11 protein-coding genes are annotated in these 13,775 nt (G+C 73.2%); 3 read left to right on the top strand and 8 right to left on the bottom strand.

What is annotated here, in order from left to right; genetic code table 11:
• Positions 1–85: 85 nt before the first annotated feature.
• The 5 genes from AB0H64_RS24390 to AB0H64_RS24370 form a co-directional block, all read right to left on the bottom strand.
• A complete protein-coding gene (locus tag AB0H64_RS24390; protein ID WP_357628453.1) occupies positions 86–706 on the bottom strand; it encodes an MBL fold metallo-hydrolase in 621 nt (206 codons plus the stop codon).
• A 66-nt stretch (positions 707–772) separates the two neighbouring features.
• Positions 773–1,858: an S-(hydroxymethyl)mycothiol dehydrogenase gene (locus AB0H64_RS24385; protein ID WP_310708234.1), complete on the bottom strand. Its 1,086-nt coding sequence runs from the start codon at positions 1,856–1,858 to the stop codon at positions 773–775.
• Between the two features lie 15 nt (positions 1,859–1,873).
• A complete protein-coding gene (locus tag AB0H64_RS24380; protein WP_357628449.1) occupies positions 1,874–2,926 on the bottom strand; it encodes an adenylate/guanylate cyclase domain-containing protein in 1,053 nt (350 codons plus the stop codon).
• A gap of 13 nt (positions 2,927–2,939) precedes the next feature.
• A complete protein-coding gene (locus AB0H64_RS24375; protein ID WP_357628447.1) occupies positions 2,940–3,452 on the bottom strand; it encodes a PH domain-containing protein in 513 nt (170 codons plus the stop codon).
• A gap of 58 nt (positions 3,453–3,510) precedes the next feature.
• The gene (locus AB0H64_RS24370) at positions 3,511–4,332 is read right to left on the bottom strand and encodes a biotin--[acetyl-CoA-carboxylase] ligase (protein WP_357628444.1); all 822 of its coding nucleotides are present in this window, start codon (positions 4,330–4,332) and stop codon (positions 3,511–3,513) included.
• Positions 4,333–4,444: 112 nt separating this feature from the next.
• Here AB0H64_RS24370 and AB0H64_RS24365 point away from each other — a divergent pair, with 112 nt between their 5' ends.
• The 3 genes from AB0H64_RS24365 to AB0H64_RS24355 all read left to right on the top strand — a co-directional run bounded on the left by AB0H64_RS24365 (position 4,445) and on the right by AB0H64_RS24355 (position 8,714).
• Positions 4,445–6,649 carry an FdhF/YdeP family oxidoreductase gene (locus AB0H64_RS24365; protein ID WP_357628442.1) on the top strand — a complete coding sequence of 735 codons (2,205 nt, stop codon included), beginning with the start codon at positions 4,445–4,447 and terminating at the stop codon, positions 6,647–6,649.
• Entirely contained in the window at positions 6,646–7,485 is an 840-nt protein-coding gene (gene fdhD, locus AB0H64_RS24360; protein WP_357628439.1) for a formate dehydrogenase accessory sulfurtransferase FdhD, read from the top strand. Before AB0H64_RS24365 ends, fdhD begins: the two co-directional genes overlap by 4 nt.
• A gap of 119 nt (positions 7,486–7,604) precedes the next feature.
• Complete coding sequence (locus AB0H64_RS24355) at positions 7,605–8,714, top strand: epoxide hydrolase family protein (RefSeq protein ID WP_357628436.1); 1,110 nt, start codon at positions 7,605–7,607, stop codon at positions 8,712–8,714.
• 9 nt (positions 8,715–8,723) lie between these two features.
• Here AB0H64_RS24355 and AB0H64_RS24350 read toward each other — a convergent pair whose 3' ends face one another.
• The 3 genes from AB0H64_RS24350 to AB0H64_RS24340 form a co-directional block, all read right to left on the bottom strand.
• Positions 8,724–11,345 (bottom strand): phosphoenolpyruvate carboxylase, encoded by a 2,622-nt coding sequence (locus tag AB0H64_RS24350; protein WP_357628433.1) that lies wholly within the window; start codon positions 11,343–11,345, stop codon positions 8,724–8,726.
• A gap of 68 nt (positions 11,346–11,413) precedes the next feature.
• The gene (locus AB0H64_RS24345; RefSeq protein ID WP_357628431.1) at positions 11,414–12,982 is read right to left on the bottom strand and encodes a hypothetical protein; all 1,569 of its coding nucleotides are present in this window, start codon (positions 12,980–12,982) and stop codon (positions 11,414–11,416) included.
• Positions 12,979–13,752, bottom strand: coding sequence for an ABC transporter ATP-binding protein (locus tag AB0H64_RS24340; protein ID WP_357628428.1), 774 nt, complete (start codon positions 13,750–13,752; stop codon positions 12,979–12,981). The genes AB0H64_RS24345 and AB0H64_RS24340 overlap by 4 nt, the downstream gene beginning before the upstream one ends.
• Positions 13,753–13,775: the final 23 nt, after the last annotated feature.

Genomic DNA, 13,775 nt, shown 5'->3' with positions numbered 1-13,775 from the left:
GACAGCCGGTAGGTTAGGCAAACCTAAATGTAGCCCAGTTTGGTAAGGCTTGCCTACGTTACCTCCGCCACATCGAGGTAAGGGTTCAGTGTCCTCGGGTCAGCCATTCCTCCAGGTGAGGCGCCTCGGCGCGGATCGAGGTGGACTCGCCGTGGCCGGTGTGCACGACGGTCTCGGGCGGCAGCGTCAGCAGCCGGTCGCGGATCGAGGCGATGATCGTGTCGAACGAGGAGTAGGACCGGCCGGTCGCGCCGGGCCCGCCCTTGAACAGGGTGTCGCCGCTGAACAGCACGCCCAGGTCGGGCGCGTGCAGGCACACCGCGCCCGGGGAGTGACCGGGGGTGTGCAGCACCTCCAGCGTGACGCCGCCCGCCTCCAGCTTCTCGCCGTCGGCCAGCGGCTCGTACGGCACCGCGTCGCCGTACACCTGCTCCCAGAGCACCTGGTCGGCGGGGTGCAGCCGGATCGGCGCGCCGGTGAGCGCGGCCAGCTCGCGGGCTGCGTTGATGTGGTCGTTGTGCGCGTGCGTGCAGACGATGGCCGTGACGGTGCGCCCGCCGACGCGCTCGGCGATGGCGCGGGCGTCGTGGGCGGCGTCGATGACGAGCACCCGGCGCGCGTCGCCGGCCAGCCAGACGTTGTTGTCGACGTCCCAGGTGCCGCCGTCGAGAGTGAACGTCCCCGAAGTAATGATCTTGTCCAGCACTGCTCCTCCTTGGCCGGGCTCCGCCCGGCGGCCTCTGACGGATGTCCTCGCTTCGCTGCGGATCCGTCAGAGGACCACCACCGATCGCAGCACCTCGCCGCGGCCCATCTTGGCGAACGCCTCCTCGACCTCGTCGAGCGCGATGGTCTCGGTGACGAACTTGTCGAGCGGCAGCCGGCCCTGCAGGTACAGGTCGATGAGCATGGGGAAGTCGCGGCTCGGCAGGCAGTCGCCGTACCAGGAGGACTTCAGCGCCCCGCCGCGGCCGAAGACGTCGAGCAGCGGCAGCTCCAGCGTCATCTCCGGGGTTGGCACGCCGACGAGCACGACCGTGCCGGCCAGGTCGCGGGCGTAGAAGGCCTGCTTGTACGTCTCGGGCCGGCCGACCGCCTCGATGACCACGTCGGCGCCGAACCCGCCCGTGAGGTCGCGCACGGCCTCGACCGGGTCGCTCTCGCGGGAGTTGACCGTGTGGGTGGCGCCGAAGTCACGGGCCCAGCCCAGCTTGCGGTCGTCCACGTCGATGGCGATGATCTTCGACGCGCCGGCCAGCGAGGCGCCCAGGACGGCGGCGCCGCCCACCCCGCCGCACCCGATGACCGCGACCGAGTCGCCGCGCGTGACGCCGCCGGTGTTGATCGCGGCGCCGAGTCCCGCCATGACGCCGCAGCCCAGCAGGCCGGCGACGGCCGCCGGCGCCTCGGGCGAGACCTTGGTGCACTGGCCCGCCGCCACGAGCGTCTTGCCGAGGAACGCGCCGATGCCGAGCGCGGGCGACAGCTCGGTGCCGTCCTCCAGCGTCATCTTCTGGGTGGCGTTGTGGGTGGCGAAGCAGTACCACGGCCGGCCGCGCAGGCAGGCGCGGCACTGGCCGCACACCGCCCGCCAGTTGAGGATGACGAAGTCCCCCGGCTCGACTCCGGTCACGCCCTCGCCGACGGCCTCCACGACGCCCGCCGCCTCGTGGCCGAGCAGGAACGGGAAGTCGTCGCTGATGCCGCCCTCCCGGTAGTGGAGGTCGGTGTGGCAGACCCCGCACGCCTGCACGGCGACGACGGCCTCGCCCGGCCCGGGATCGGGCACGATCACGTTCTCGACGGAGACTTCCCGGCCTTTACCTCGGGCGATGACGCCCCGCACTTCGTACGGCATGGCAGCCATCCTGCGTCAGGAGGATGATCGCCGCAAGAGATGGGGGCGCACCACGCCGAGACCCCGGGCGGTCCTGCGCCGCATGCCGCGCACCTCGAACCCCGGCTCGCCCGCCAGTCCTTCGGCCAGGCCGGAGTCGACGACGACCGTGCCGGGTCTGGCGATCGCGGTGAGGCGGGCCGCCAGGTTGACCGTGGTGCCGTAGACGTCGCCCATCATCGGCACGACGGGCCCGTACGCCATCCCGATGCGCAGCTCGGCCGTGCCGGCCAGGTCGAGCGCGATGGCGGCGGCCCGCGCCGGGGTGGGGGCGGTGAAGAGCACCTCGTCGCCGAGGGTCTTGACCAGCCGGGCGCCGTGGGCCGCCACGATGTCGGCCGCCCGCGCCTCGAACCCCTCGACCAGGTCGGCCAGCTCCCGCTCGTCCAGCTCCCTGGCCCGCCTGGTGAACTCCACGAGGTCGGCGAAGCCCACGGCCATCGCCACGCGGCCCGGCGCGGCCTCAGGCGTCGCCACGCGGCCCGGTGTGGACCCGTGGCGCGGTGCGGTCCCGGGGCGCGGGCCGGGTGCGGTCTCGGGGCGCAGGTCGGCCATGGCCAGCAGGCGCGTGCCCGCGGCGGCGAGCTGGGCCCGCCAGACGTGCACGAGCAGGTGCTCGAAGTCGGGCAGCAGCGCGCGGGCCGTGTCGAGCACGCGCGCCAGGTCGTCGTCGGACGGCTCGCCCTCCGCGGGCAGCAGGTGACCGATGATGATCTCGGCCTGCCACTGGGCCAGCCGGGCCGTGGTCTGGCCGAGGGCACGGGCCATGCGGACGACCGTGGCCTCGTCCAGCAGGCCGCGGTCGAGCATCGTCCGCACCCGCGTCAGGGCGGCCACGTCGGCCTCGGAGAACGCGACGGTGTCGTCGGCGTGGGTGGGGAAGCCCAGGGCGCGCCAGACCCGCTCGGCGAGCTCCTGGGAGACTCCGGCGCCGGCCGCCACCTCGGTGCGGGTGTGACGGGCGGGCGCGCCGGCCAGCAGCAGGCCGATCTCCTCGGCTGTGGGCCTGCGCGGCCCCTCCCGGCTCAACGGCCGTCCTCGCTCAACGGCCGTCGAGCTCGCCGTCGGTGGCGTCCTCCAGGAGCCGGAACAGGTCGGCCCGGACGTCCTGGAGGTGCGGGATGTCGCGCAGCACGATCTGGCCGCGGTCGCCCGCGGACTCCACGGTGAGCGTGCCGCAGCCGAGCAGCCGCTCGACGAACGTCTGGTCGGAGCTGACGGTGTTGACCTTGGCCATCGGGATCTCGTCGGTCGACTTGTTGAGCACCCCGGAGCTGATCGTGAAGCGGTGGGTGGTGAGCACGTAGCCGGTGTTCTTCCACTGGAGGTAGGGGACGAACGACCAGACGGTCAGCAGGACGAGGGCGATCGCGCAGACGGCGATCCTGGCGTAGGAGGCGTACTCCCAGTCGCCCGGGACGAAGTACACCGCCGCGCCCGAGGCCACGGCGATGAGCACGAGCGCGGCGACGGGGCCGACGAGGCGCTTCCAGTGGGGGTGGAAGGACCTGACGCGGCGTTCACCCTGTGTGAGGTGATGGTCCGGGATGGTCATGCGCACATGCTGCCACCTACCGGGACGCGCGGCTACGCCCGCGGGCGTAGGGCGGCGGTCACGCGGACGGGCGCAGGTGGACGACGTCGCCGGCGCTCAGCGTGTGCTGCTCGCCGCCGGCGGTGAGCTGGAGGCGGCCGGCGGGGTCGACGCCGGTGGCGCGGCCCGTCAGGAAGCGGCCGCCGGGCAGCTCCACCCGCACCTCGCGCCCGATGGTGGCGCTGGAGGCCTGGTAGGCGGCGCGCAGCCCGGCGGTGTCGGCGTCGCCGCCGGCCTCGGCCCAGTCGGCGTAGTGGCTCTCGACCTCGCGCAGCACGGCCCGCAACAGCGGGTCGCGGTCGAGGCAGGCGGCCTCCTGGATGGCCAGCGACGTGGCGGTCTGCACGGGCAGCTCGTCGGCCCGCAGCGACACGTTGAGGCCCATGCCGACGACCACCGCGTCCTCCACGCGCTCGGCCAGCACCCCGGCCAGCTTGCGGTCGCCGACGAGCAGGTCGTTCGGCCACTTGAGGCGCACGTCCACCTCGGCCAGGCGGCGCACGGCCGAGGCGGCGGCGACGCCGAACAGCAGCGGCAGCCAGCCGTGCGTGGTGACCGGCGGCACCGGCCTGAGCAGCACGGACACGGCCAGCCCGGAGCGGGCGGGAGCGGTCCAGGTGCGGCCGAGCCGGCCCCGGCCCGCCACCTGCTCCTCGGCGACCAGCACCGTGCCCTCCACGGCGCCCTCACGGGCCTGGCCGGCGAGGTCGGCGTTGGTGGAGCCGGTGCTCTCGACCACGGTCACGCCCGTCCACAGACCGTCCGGCCGGACGAGGGCGCGGTTGAGCGCCGCCTCGGAGAGGGGCGGGCGGTTGAGGTCGGAGTAGCGCGAGTCGGGCACCTGTCCATCTTGGCCGACGTGCCGCACCGCCCGGACGCCGCCCCTGCCCTCCACGCGGGAGAGCCGGTGCGCCCGGGGCTCCGCCCGGCCGGGAAGCGAGCAAGATGGAGGGGTGAGCAAGCTTCTCGATCCACGCAACTGGGCGTCCTGGCGGCCGTTCGGCCTCGGTCTGCGCAAGCCGAACAACTATCTCGAGTTGCTGAAGGCGTTCCGGGCGGTCAAGGGTCGCAGGCGTTACGCCTGGCGGGTCCTCACCCAGGGCACGTGCGACGGCTGCGCGCTCGGCACCAAGGGCATGCGCGACTGGACGATGAGGGAAGTCCACCTCTGCAACATCAGGTTGCGCCTGCTGCCGCTCAACACGATGCCGGCGCTGGACGTCTCGATGCTGCGCGACGTGTCGGGGCTGGCGGGCCGGCGCAGCGCGGAGCTGCGCGAGCTGGGGCGCCTGCCGTACCCGATGCTGCGCCGCGCGGGCGAGCCCGGCTTCACGCGCGTCCCGTGGGACGAGGCGCTCTCGATCGCGGCGGCCGGGCTGCGCGACGCGCGCTTCGGCGCGTACCTGACCAGCAGGGGCGTGCCGAACGAGAACTACTACGCCGCGCAGAAGGCGATGCGGGCGCTCGGCACCAACAACATCGACAACGCGGCGCGGATCTGCCACTCCCCCTCGACGGTCGCGCTCAAGGAGACGATCGGCGCGGCGGCCACCACCTGCTCCTACACCGACTGGATCGGCTCCGACCTGATCGTCTTCATCGGCTCCAACCCGTCGAACAACCAGCCGGTGGCGATGAAGTACCTCTACCACGCCAAGAAGGCCGGCACCCGGGTGGCGATGGTCAACGCCTACCGTGAGCCGGGCATGGAGCGGTACTGGGTGCCGTCCAACGCGGAGTCGGCCGTGTTCGGCACGAAGATCACCGACGAGTTCTTCGGCGTGAACGTGGGCGGCGACATCGGCTTCCTCAACGGGGTGCTCAAACACCTGGTGGAGCAGGAGTGGGTGGACGAGAAGTTCGTGGCGCTCCGTACGACGGGCTTCGAGCGGGCGCGCGAGGCGGTCGGGGCGCAGTCGTGGGAGGAGCTGGAGGCGCTGTCGGGGGCCTCGCGCGACGAGATGCTGCGGCTGGCGCGGCTGCTCGCGGAGGCCAGGTCGGCGGTGCTGGTGTGGTCGATGGGCATCACGCAGCACACCTTCGGCGAGGACAACGTGCGGGCCATCGTCAACCTGGCGCTCGCGCGCGGGTTCGTGGGTCGCGAGCACTGCGGGTTGATGCCGATCCGCGGGCACAGCGGGGTGCAGGGCGGCGCGGAGATGGGCGCGTACGCCACGGGGCTGCCGGGCGGGCTGCCGATCACCCCGGAGAACGCCGGGAGGTTCGCGGACCTGTGGGGCTTCGAGGTGCCGGCCACCCCCGGCCTGACCGCCACCGACATGATCGACGCCGCCCACGCGGGCGAGCTGGACACGCTGATCTCCAGCGGCGGCAACTTCCTGGAGGTGCTCCCCGACCCCGGGTACTGCCGCGAGGCGCTGCGCCGGCCGCGCCTGCGCGTCCACATCGACATCGTGCTGTCGTCCCAGATGCTCGTGCCGTCCGACGGCGACGTGCTGCTGCTGCCCGCGCAGACCCGTTACGAGATGACGGGCGGCGTGACCGAGACCTCGACCGAGCGGCGGATCATCTTCTCGCCGGAGGTGGAGGGGCCCCGGGTGGCCGAGGCGTGGCCGGAGTGGAAGATCTTCACCGAGCTGGCCGCCCGCAGCCGTCCCGCGCTGGCGTCGAAGGTCCGTTTCACCGGCACGCCCGCGATCCGCGAGGAGATCGAGCGGGCCGTGCCGTTCTACGCGGGCATCGCGAGGCTGAGCGCGTTCGGCGACAACGTGCAGTACGGCGGGCGGCACCTGTTCGCCGACGGCGGCTTCCAGACCCCCGACGGGCTGGCGAGGTTCTCGGCCGTGCCGCTGCCCGCGCTGGAGCGGCCGGACGGGACGTTCATGGTCGCCACCCGGCGGGGCAAGCAGTTCAACAGCATGGTCCACGAGCGGCTCGACGGCTTCAACGGCGCCACCCGCGAGGCGGTGCTGATGAGCGCCTACGACGCCGACCGGCTCGGCCTGCCCGACGGCACCCCGGTCGAGCTGCGCTCCGGCGAGCGCTCCTACCTGGGCAAGGTGCTGCGGGCTCCCGTCATGCCGGGCAACCTGCAGATCCACTGGCCGGAGGGCAACGTCCTGCTCGACGAGTCGCGCCGCTCACCTGACGCCCGGATCCCCGACTACAACGCGACGGTGACGGTGCGCCGCGCATGAGCGAGCGCCCCGGGCCCACGACCCGCGTCCGCATCCGGCGGCTGACCGGCCCGGCCGCCACGGAGCGCCGTGACGACCTGGCCACCGAGGAGCCGCTGGAGATCCGGCTCGCCTCGCTCGACGGCGGACGCCGCACGGTGGCGATCACCATGCGCACACCAGGCCACGACTTCGAGCTGGCGGCCGGGTTCCTGCACGCGGAGGGCCTGGTGCGGGCCGGCGGCATCGCCTCCATCGGCTACTGCACCGACGAGGACGTGCCGGTCGAGGCCCGCTACAACACGGTCACCGTACGGCTGCGCGGCCCGATCCCCGACCTGCCGGCGCTGGAGCGTCACTTCCTGACCTCCAGCGCGTGCGGCGTGTGCGGCTCGGCCAGCCTCGACGCGCTGCGCGACCGCTGCCGTCCGGCGCCGCCCGGCGCCGTCGAGCTCGTCCCCGAGGTCCTGTACGGCCTGCCGGACCGGCTGCGCGCGGCGCAGGGCGTCTTCGGCAAGACGGGCGGGCTGCACGCGGCCGGGCTGTTCACGGCGGAGGGCGAGCTGCTGGCCGTACGGGAGGACGTGGGCCGGCACAACGCGGTCGACAAGCTGACCGGCTGGGCGGCGCTGGCGGAGCGGCTGCCGCTGGACCGGCACGTGCTCATGGTCAGCGGCCGGGCCAGCTACGAGATCATGCAGAAGGCGCTGGCGGCCGGCATCCCGGTGGTGTGCGCGGTGTCGGCGCCGTCGTCGCTGGCCGTGGACGTGGCCAGGGAGTTCGGCATGACGCTGGTGGGCTTCCTGCGCGGTGAGCGCTGCAACGTCTACGCGGGCCACGACCGCGTCCGCGTCTGACCCCCCGGGGAGCGGCGCGCCCGCGATGTCCCGGCGCGCGAAGCAGTGGAATGAATCATTCCGTTCTGCTATTCTTGGATCAGAACAAAGCGTTCCGTTCCCCATCGAGAGGTGCCAGCATGACCGCCATCAGTGCCGAGATCCGTCCCTTCCGCGTCGAGGTCCCCCAGGCCGAGCTCGACGACCTGCAGACCCGCCTCGCGCTGACCCGCTTCGCCGACGAGATCCCGGGCGCCGACCAGGGCGTCAGCGTCGAGCGGGTCAGGCGGCTCGTCACCCACTGGCGCACCGGCTTCGACTGGCGCGCCCAGGAGGCCCGCCTCAACGCCCACCCCCAGTTCACCACCGAGATCGACGGGCAGAACATCCACTTCATCCACGTCCGCTCCGACGACCCCGGCGCCCTGCCGCTGCTCCTCACCCACGGCTGGCCCGGCTCGATCGCCGAGTACCTCGACGCCGTCGAGCCGCTGTCGCGCCATCACCACCTGGTCATCCCGTCGCTGCCCGGCTACGGCTTCTCCGGCCCGACCACCGAGACCGGCTGGGACAACGTCCGCATCGCCCGCGCGTGGGCCGAGCTCATGTCCCGCCTCGGCTACGACCGCTACGGCGCGGTCGGCAACGACGCCGGATCCATGATCTCCCCCGAGCTGGCCCGGATCGCCCCGGACCACGTCGTCGGCGTCCACGTGACCCAGCTCTTCTCCTTCCCCTCCGGCGACCCGGCCGAGTTCGCCGGCCTGACCGAGGAGGACCAGGCGGGGCTGGCCGTGCTCGACTGGTTCTGGAAGGAGAAGGGCGCGTTCAACGTCCTGCAGTCGCAGCAGCCGCAGACGCTGGCGCACGCCATCACCGACTCCCCCGCCGGCCTGGTCGGCTGGCTGGCCCAGCTCTTCGACGAGGACCTCGACGACGACTTCGTGCTGCTGAACGCCGCGATCCACTGGTTCACCGGCACGTCCGGCTCGGCGCTGCGCCTGTACTGGGAGAACGCCCGCGCCCAGCAGAGCGCCCAGCAGGCCGCCAAGGAGCCCACGACGGTGCCGATGGCGCTGGCCATGGCCGAGGGCGACTTCAAGTCCATCCGCCGCTTCGCCGAGCGCGACCACGCCGGGATCGTCTCCTGGAAGACCCTCCCGGCCCCGGCCCACGGCCACTACACGGCCCACACCGCCACGGAGGCCCTCACCTCCGACATCCGCGCCTTCTTCGCCGGCCTGCGCTGAGCCCCTGTGTCAGCCGGTGTTCTGGAGGCCGGCGGCGACGCCGTTGACCGAGAGCAGGAGGAGCGTGGACAGGCGCTCGCGCTCGTGGTCGGACGGGGCGCCGGTGCGCAGGGCGCGCAGGGCACGGAGCTGGAGGTGCGAGAGCGCGTCCACGTACGGGTCGCGGAGCTGGACGGCGCGCGAGAGGACCTTGCGGTTCTCCAGCAGCCGCGTGTGCCCCGTGACTTCCAGCACCAGGCGCCGCGTCCGGTCGTACTCCTCCAGGACCTGGCGCGCGAAGTCGGGCCGGCCACCCAGCTCCAGGTAGCGCTCGGCGATCGAGCGGTCGGTCTTGGCCAGCGACATCTCGGCGTTGTCGAGCAGGGCGTTGAACAGCGGCCACTCCTGGTACGCGGCCCGCAGCTCCTCCATCGAGCCGACCGAGGCCAGGCCGGCGCCCAGGCCGTACCAGCCGGGCAGGTTGACCCGGGTCTGCGCCCAGGCGAACACCCACGGGATGGCGCGCAGGTCGTCCAGGGAGCGGGGAGCGCCGAGGCCGCGGCGCGCCGGGCGTGAGCCGAGCCGCAGGGAGCCCAGCTCCTCCAGCGGGCTGACCAGGCTGAACCACTCGGGGAAGCCGGGCGCCTCCGTGAGCGACCGGTAGGCGCCCTCCGAGGCCGTCGCCACCTGCTCGGCCAGCGGGCGGAAGCGCTCGGCCGCGGCGGCCGTGCGCGCGCCGACCGTGACCGAGGAGGCGAGCAGCACGGCGTTGGCCACCTGCTCCATGTGGCGGCGGGCGATCGCCAGGTGGCCGTAGCGGGCGAAGATGACCTCGCCCTGCTCGGTGACCTTGAAGCTGCCCGCGACCGAGCCGGGGGCCTGGGCGAGCACGGCGCGGTTGGCGGGGCCGCCGCCCCGGCCCAGGGCTCCCCCGCGGCCGTGGAACATGCGCAGCCGGACGTCGTGCTCGGCCGCCCAGGCGGTGAGCCGCTCCTGGGCCTCGTACAGCCGCAGCGTGGCCGCGGCCGGGCCGAGCTCCTTGGCCGAGTCGGAGTAGCCGAGCATGATCTCCATGCGCCGGCCGGTGGCGGCGAGCCGCTCGCGCACCTGCGGGATGTCGAGCATGCCGGACAGCACGTCCGGCGAGTTGGCGAGGTCCTGGCCCGACTCGAACAGCGGCACCACGTCGAGCACCGGCGCCCGCGTCCCGAGCGCGTGCTGGGCCAGCTCGTAGACGGCGGCCACGTCGGCCGCGCCCCGGGTGAAGGACACCACGTAACGGGAGCAGGCGCGCACGCCGAACCGCTCCTGGATCCAGCCGATCACCCGGATCGTCGACAGCACCTCCTCGGTGCGCTCCGACAGCTCGCCGCCGGCCCTGATCTCCTCCAGCGCCGCGGCGTGGACCTGGGAGTGCTGGCGCACCTCCAGCTCGGCCAGGTGGAAGCCGAACGTCTCCACCTGCCAGATGAGGTGCTGCAGCTCCCCGTACGCCTGGCGGGCGGCGTCGCGGGCCAGCGAGTCCTGGGCCAGGCGCAGGTCGGCGAGCAGGTCGCCGGGCGACAGGTAGGCGAGGTCGAGGTCGCGGCGGCGGGTGGCGGCGATGCGGGCCGCGACGAACAGCAGCCACTGCCGGTGCGGCTCGCGCGGGGACCGGGTGGCCAGCTCGGAGACCAGCTCGGGGTGGGCGTCCTCGGCCGCGGCGATGGCGCTCTTCAGCTCGGGCGAGGGGGGCGCGAACTGGGCGGTGGCGGTGAGGGTGCGGCCGATGCGGGTGGTGGCGTTCTCCAGCGCGGTCAGCACGTGCTCGGCCTGGATCTGCACGGCCTCGCGGGTGACCTTGGCGGTGACGTTGGGGTTGCCGTCGCGGTCGCCGCCGATCCAGCTCCCGTAGCGGATGAACGGCCGGGCGAGCGGCGCCCGGGTGCCCGTGCCGTCGGCGAGCGCGGCGTCGAGCGAGCGGTAGACCTGCGGGACGACGCGGAACAGGGTCTCGTCGAAGGCGGCCATGGCGGTGCGCACCTCGTCGAGCGGGTCGAGCTTGCTCGGGCGCAGGTGGGCGGTGCGCCACAGGAGGTCGATCTCCTCCAGCAGCCGCCGCCGGCTCTCGGCCCGCTCGGAGGAGCCCCGGCCGGGGGCGTTGTACTCGGTGAGCTGGCCGCTGATCCGCTGGATCGCGGTGACGACGGCCCGCCTGCGCGCCTCGGTCGGGTGGGCGGTGAGCACCGGGTGCAGCTCCAGGCGCTCGACCAGCTCGGCGACGCGGTCGGCGCCCAGCTCGTGCACGGCGTGCGCCAGCGACTCGCGCTGGACGCCGCCCTCGGTGTCGCGCTCGCGCAGGGTACGGATGCGGTAGTGCTCCTCGGCCAGGTTGGCCAGATGGAAGTAGCACGTGAACGCGCGGGCGATCTGGACGGCCCGGTCGATCTCCCACGCCTCGACCATGGCGGTGATCTCGTCGGCCGACGCCTCGCCCCTGCGGGCGGCGATGACCGCCTTGCGCAGTCGCTCGACGTCGGCCAGGAGGTCTTCGCCCCCCTGCTCGGCGATGACCTGTCCGAGCAGCTTGCCGAGCAGCCGCACATCGTGCCGGAGCTCGTCGGGCATCTCGGTGACGGCGGCGCTACGACGCTCGATCCCCTGGTCAATCATGTGTCGAAGGGTATCCAGTCGCCGACGGAGGCCGTAGCCCGGTCTCACCTAATGGACTAGACCACTGCTCACGTGGGACGGGACACGGCCGCGACGAGCTCGGGCATCCGGGAGAAACCGATCGTCGCGCCGAGCCGGCGGCCGAGCGTCTCGATCAGCAGGCCGTACACCGGGGCGACGACACAGAGCCAGACGAGCCCGAACGCGATCGGCACCGCGAGCGGCAGCGTCAGGGCGGCGATCCCGGCGAACGCCCCCATGGAGGACACGAACGCCTGGCCGCCCTGCCCGGGGGCGGCTCCGGTGAAGGCGTTCATGCGCTCGGGCACCGTGTACGGGATCGCCACGCTGGTCACCGCGCCGACGCCGAGCCCGACGCCGAGCGCTCCCCAGCCGGCCAGGACGGCGAACGGGATGGCCGTCGGATGACCGCTCAGCACCGAGCCGGCCACGGCGATGGCGACCAGCAGCGGCGTCGCGGCGATGGCGTTGGCCAGGTGACGGCCGGCCAGGTCGGTGCGGAAGCCGTCCTCCGAGCCGATGGCTACGACGTTCATCCAGAGGGACGCCCCGTCGATGCCGAAGACGTTGCCCGACTGGAGCGCGATCATGATGGCGGCCATCGAGGTGGACGCGATGGGCAGCCACGGGCCGGCCCCGCCCGGGACGTTGGAGCTGAGCGAGAAGGCGAGCACGACGCTGACCACGACCGAGGTGAACCAGAGCACCCGGAACCGGGGCTCCCGCCGCAGGTACTTGAGCTCCTTGGCGACCACGGCCGCCAGCGGCCCGTCGGGCAGGAACCGGTCGGCCAGCCCGCTCCCCTCGCGCACGGAGGCGGCCTGGGTGGAGGCGTCGGGGGTGACCAGCGCCCGGCTCAGCGCCTTGATCCACAGCCAGGCGGCCAGCACCACGACGAGCGCCACGACGGCGACCTCGGCCAGGCCGACGAGGCCGCCGTCGGCGATCGCGTGGGCCAGCATGCCCGGCGGCGTCCACCGCAGGACTCCCGCCGTGCCGCGCAGCATCGCGGCGGGGTCGCCGAGGTTGGTGTTGAGGAGCAGGTTGGGCAGCTGGGCGAGCAGCACGACGAACAGCGCGGCCACGGCCAGCACGTCGCGCCCGCGCCGGGTGCGCAGCGCGCCCGACAGCGACGTGGTGACGAGCCGGGAGAGCACCAGGCAGAGGGCGAACTGCAGGAGCACCGCCACCAACCCCACGAGCACGCCGCCGGGGCTCGTCGCGAGGCCGGCCAGCCCGCCGGCGACGACCACGAGCGTGGCGACCGGCCAGACGCCGGTGGCCGACGCGGTGAACATGCCGACCGCCAGCTCACCCGTACGGAGGGGGAACAGCGACAGCCGGGCGGGGTCGAGCGTGTCGTCCAGCCCGAACGCGAGCAGCGGCACGATCATCCAGCCGGCGACGATGGCGGTGTAGGCGACGACGACGACGCCGGCGGCCACGTCGTGCGGCGCGAGGCGCACCAGCGCCATGAGCGCGAAGCCGAGCACGGCGAGGCCGGCGGCCATGACGAGGGAGAAGACGAAGCCGAGCTTGCGCTGGAGGTCGCCGCGCAGGTTGCCGGCGAGGAGGCGCAGCTTGAGCTGAGCGAACAGTGCGACCGTGCCGGTCACGACTCCTCCTGGTGGGCGCCGAGCCAGGTCAGGCCCGCGTCGCCGCCCGTGCGGGGGCCGCCGACGAGCTGGAGGAACGCCTCGTTGAGGCTGCGCCCGCCGCGTACCTCGGCGAGCGGCCCCTGGGCCACGATGTGACCGCCGCTCATCACCGACACCCAGTCGCACAGCCGCTCGACCAGGTCCATGACGTGGCTGGAGAAGATGACGGTCGAGCCGGAGGCGGTGAAGCGGCGCAGCACCTCGGTGAGTGTGCTGGCGCTGACCGGGTCGACGCCCTCGAACGGCTCGTCCAGGAAGAGCACGGCCGGGTTGTGCAGCAGCGCCGCCGCCAGCCCGATCTTCTTGCGCATGCCGGTGGAGTAGTCGACGACGAGCTTGCCGGCGGCGTCCTCCAGGTCCATGACCCGCAGCAGCTCGGTGGCGCGCCGCTCGACGTCGGCCCTGGGGATGCCGCGCAGCCGCCCGTTGTAGAGGAGCAGCTCCCGGCCCGACAGCCGCTCGAACAGCCGCAATCCCTCGGGCAGCACGCCGATGCGCGCCTTGACCTGGAGCTGGTCGCGCCATACGTCAAGGCCGCCCACCTCGGCACGGCCGCCGTCGGGGCGCAGTAATCCGGTGACCATGCTGAGCGTCGTCGTCTTGCCCGCGCCGTTGGGGCCGACGAGGCCGGCGAAGCTGCCCGCCGGGACGACGAGGTCGACACCCGCGACCGCCACCTGCGGTCCGTAGCGCTTGAGAAGGCCGTGCGTGCGAACCGCGTCCGTCATGGATCCACTCTAGGAGGAGGGAT

The organism is Nonomuraea sp. NPDC050733 (genome assembly GCF_040654215.1).
Classification (GTDB): Bacteria; Actinomycetota; Actinomycetes; order Streptosporangiales; family Streptosporangiaceae; genus Nonomuraea.
This window is presented reverse-complemented; position numbering and strand designations above follow the sequence as displayed.

Bases quoted from the DNA above. Each gene is read 5' to 3' on its own strand.
- AB0H64_RS24385 (WP_310708234.1), bottom strand. From the start codon at position 1,858: ATGCCGTACGAAGTGCGGGGCGTCATCGCCCGAGGTAAAGGCCGGGAA.
- AB0H64_RS24375 (WP_357628447.1), bottom strand. From the start codon at position 3,452: ATGACCATCCCGGACCATCACCTCACACAGGGTGAACGCCGCGTCAGG.
- fdhD (WP_357628439.1), top strand. From the start codon at position 6,646: ATGAGCGAGCGCCCCGGGCCCACGACCCGCGTCCGCATCCGGCGGCTG.
- AB0H64_RS24355 (WP_357628436.1), top strand. From the start codon at position 7,605: ATGACCGCCATCAGTGCCGAGATCCGTCCCTTCCGCGTCGAGGTCCCC.
- AB0H64_RS24350 (WP_357628433.1), bottom strand. From the start codon at position 11,345: ATGATTGACCAGGGGATCGAGCGTCGTAGCGCCGCCGTCACCGAGATG.
- AB0H64_RS24340 (WP_357628428.1), bottom strand. From the start codon at position 13,752: ATGACGGACGCGGTTCGCACGCACGGCCTTCTCAAGCGCTACGGACCG.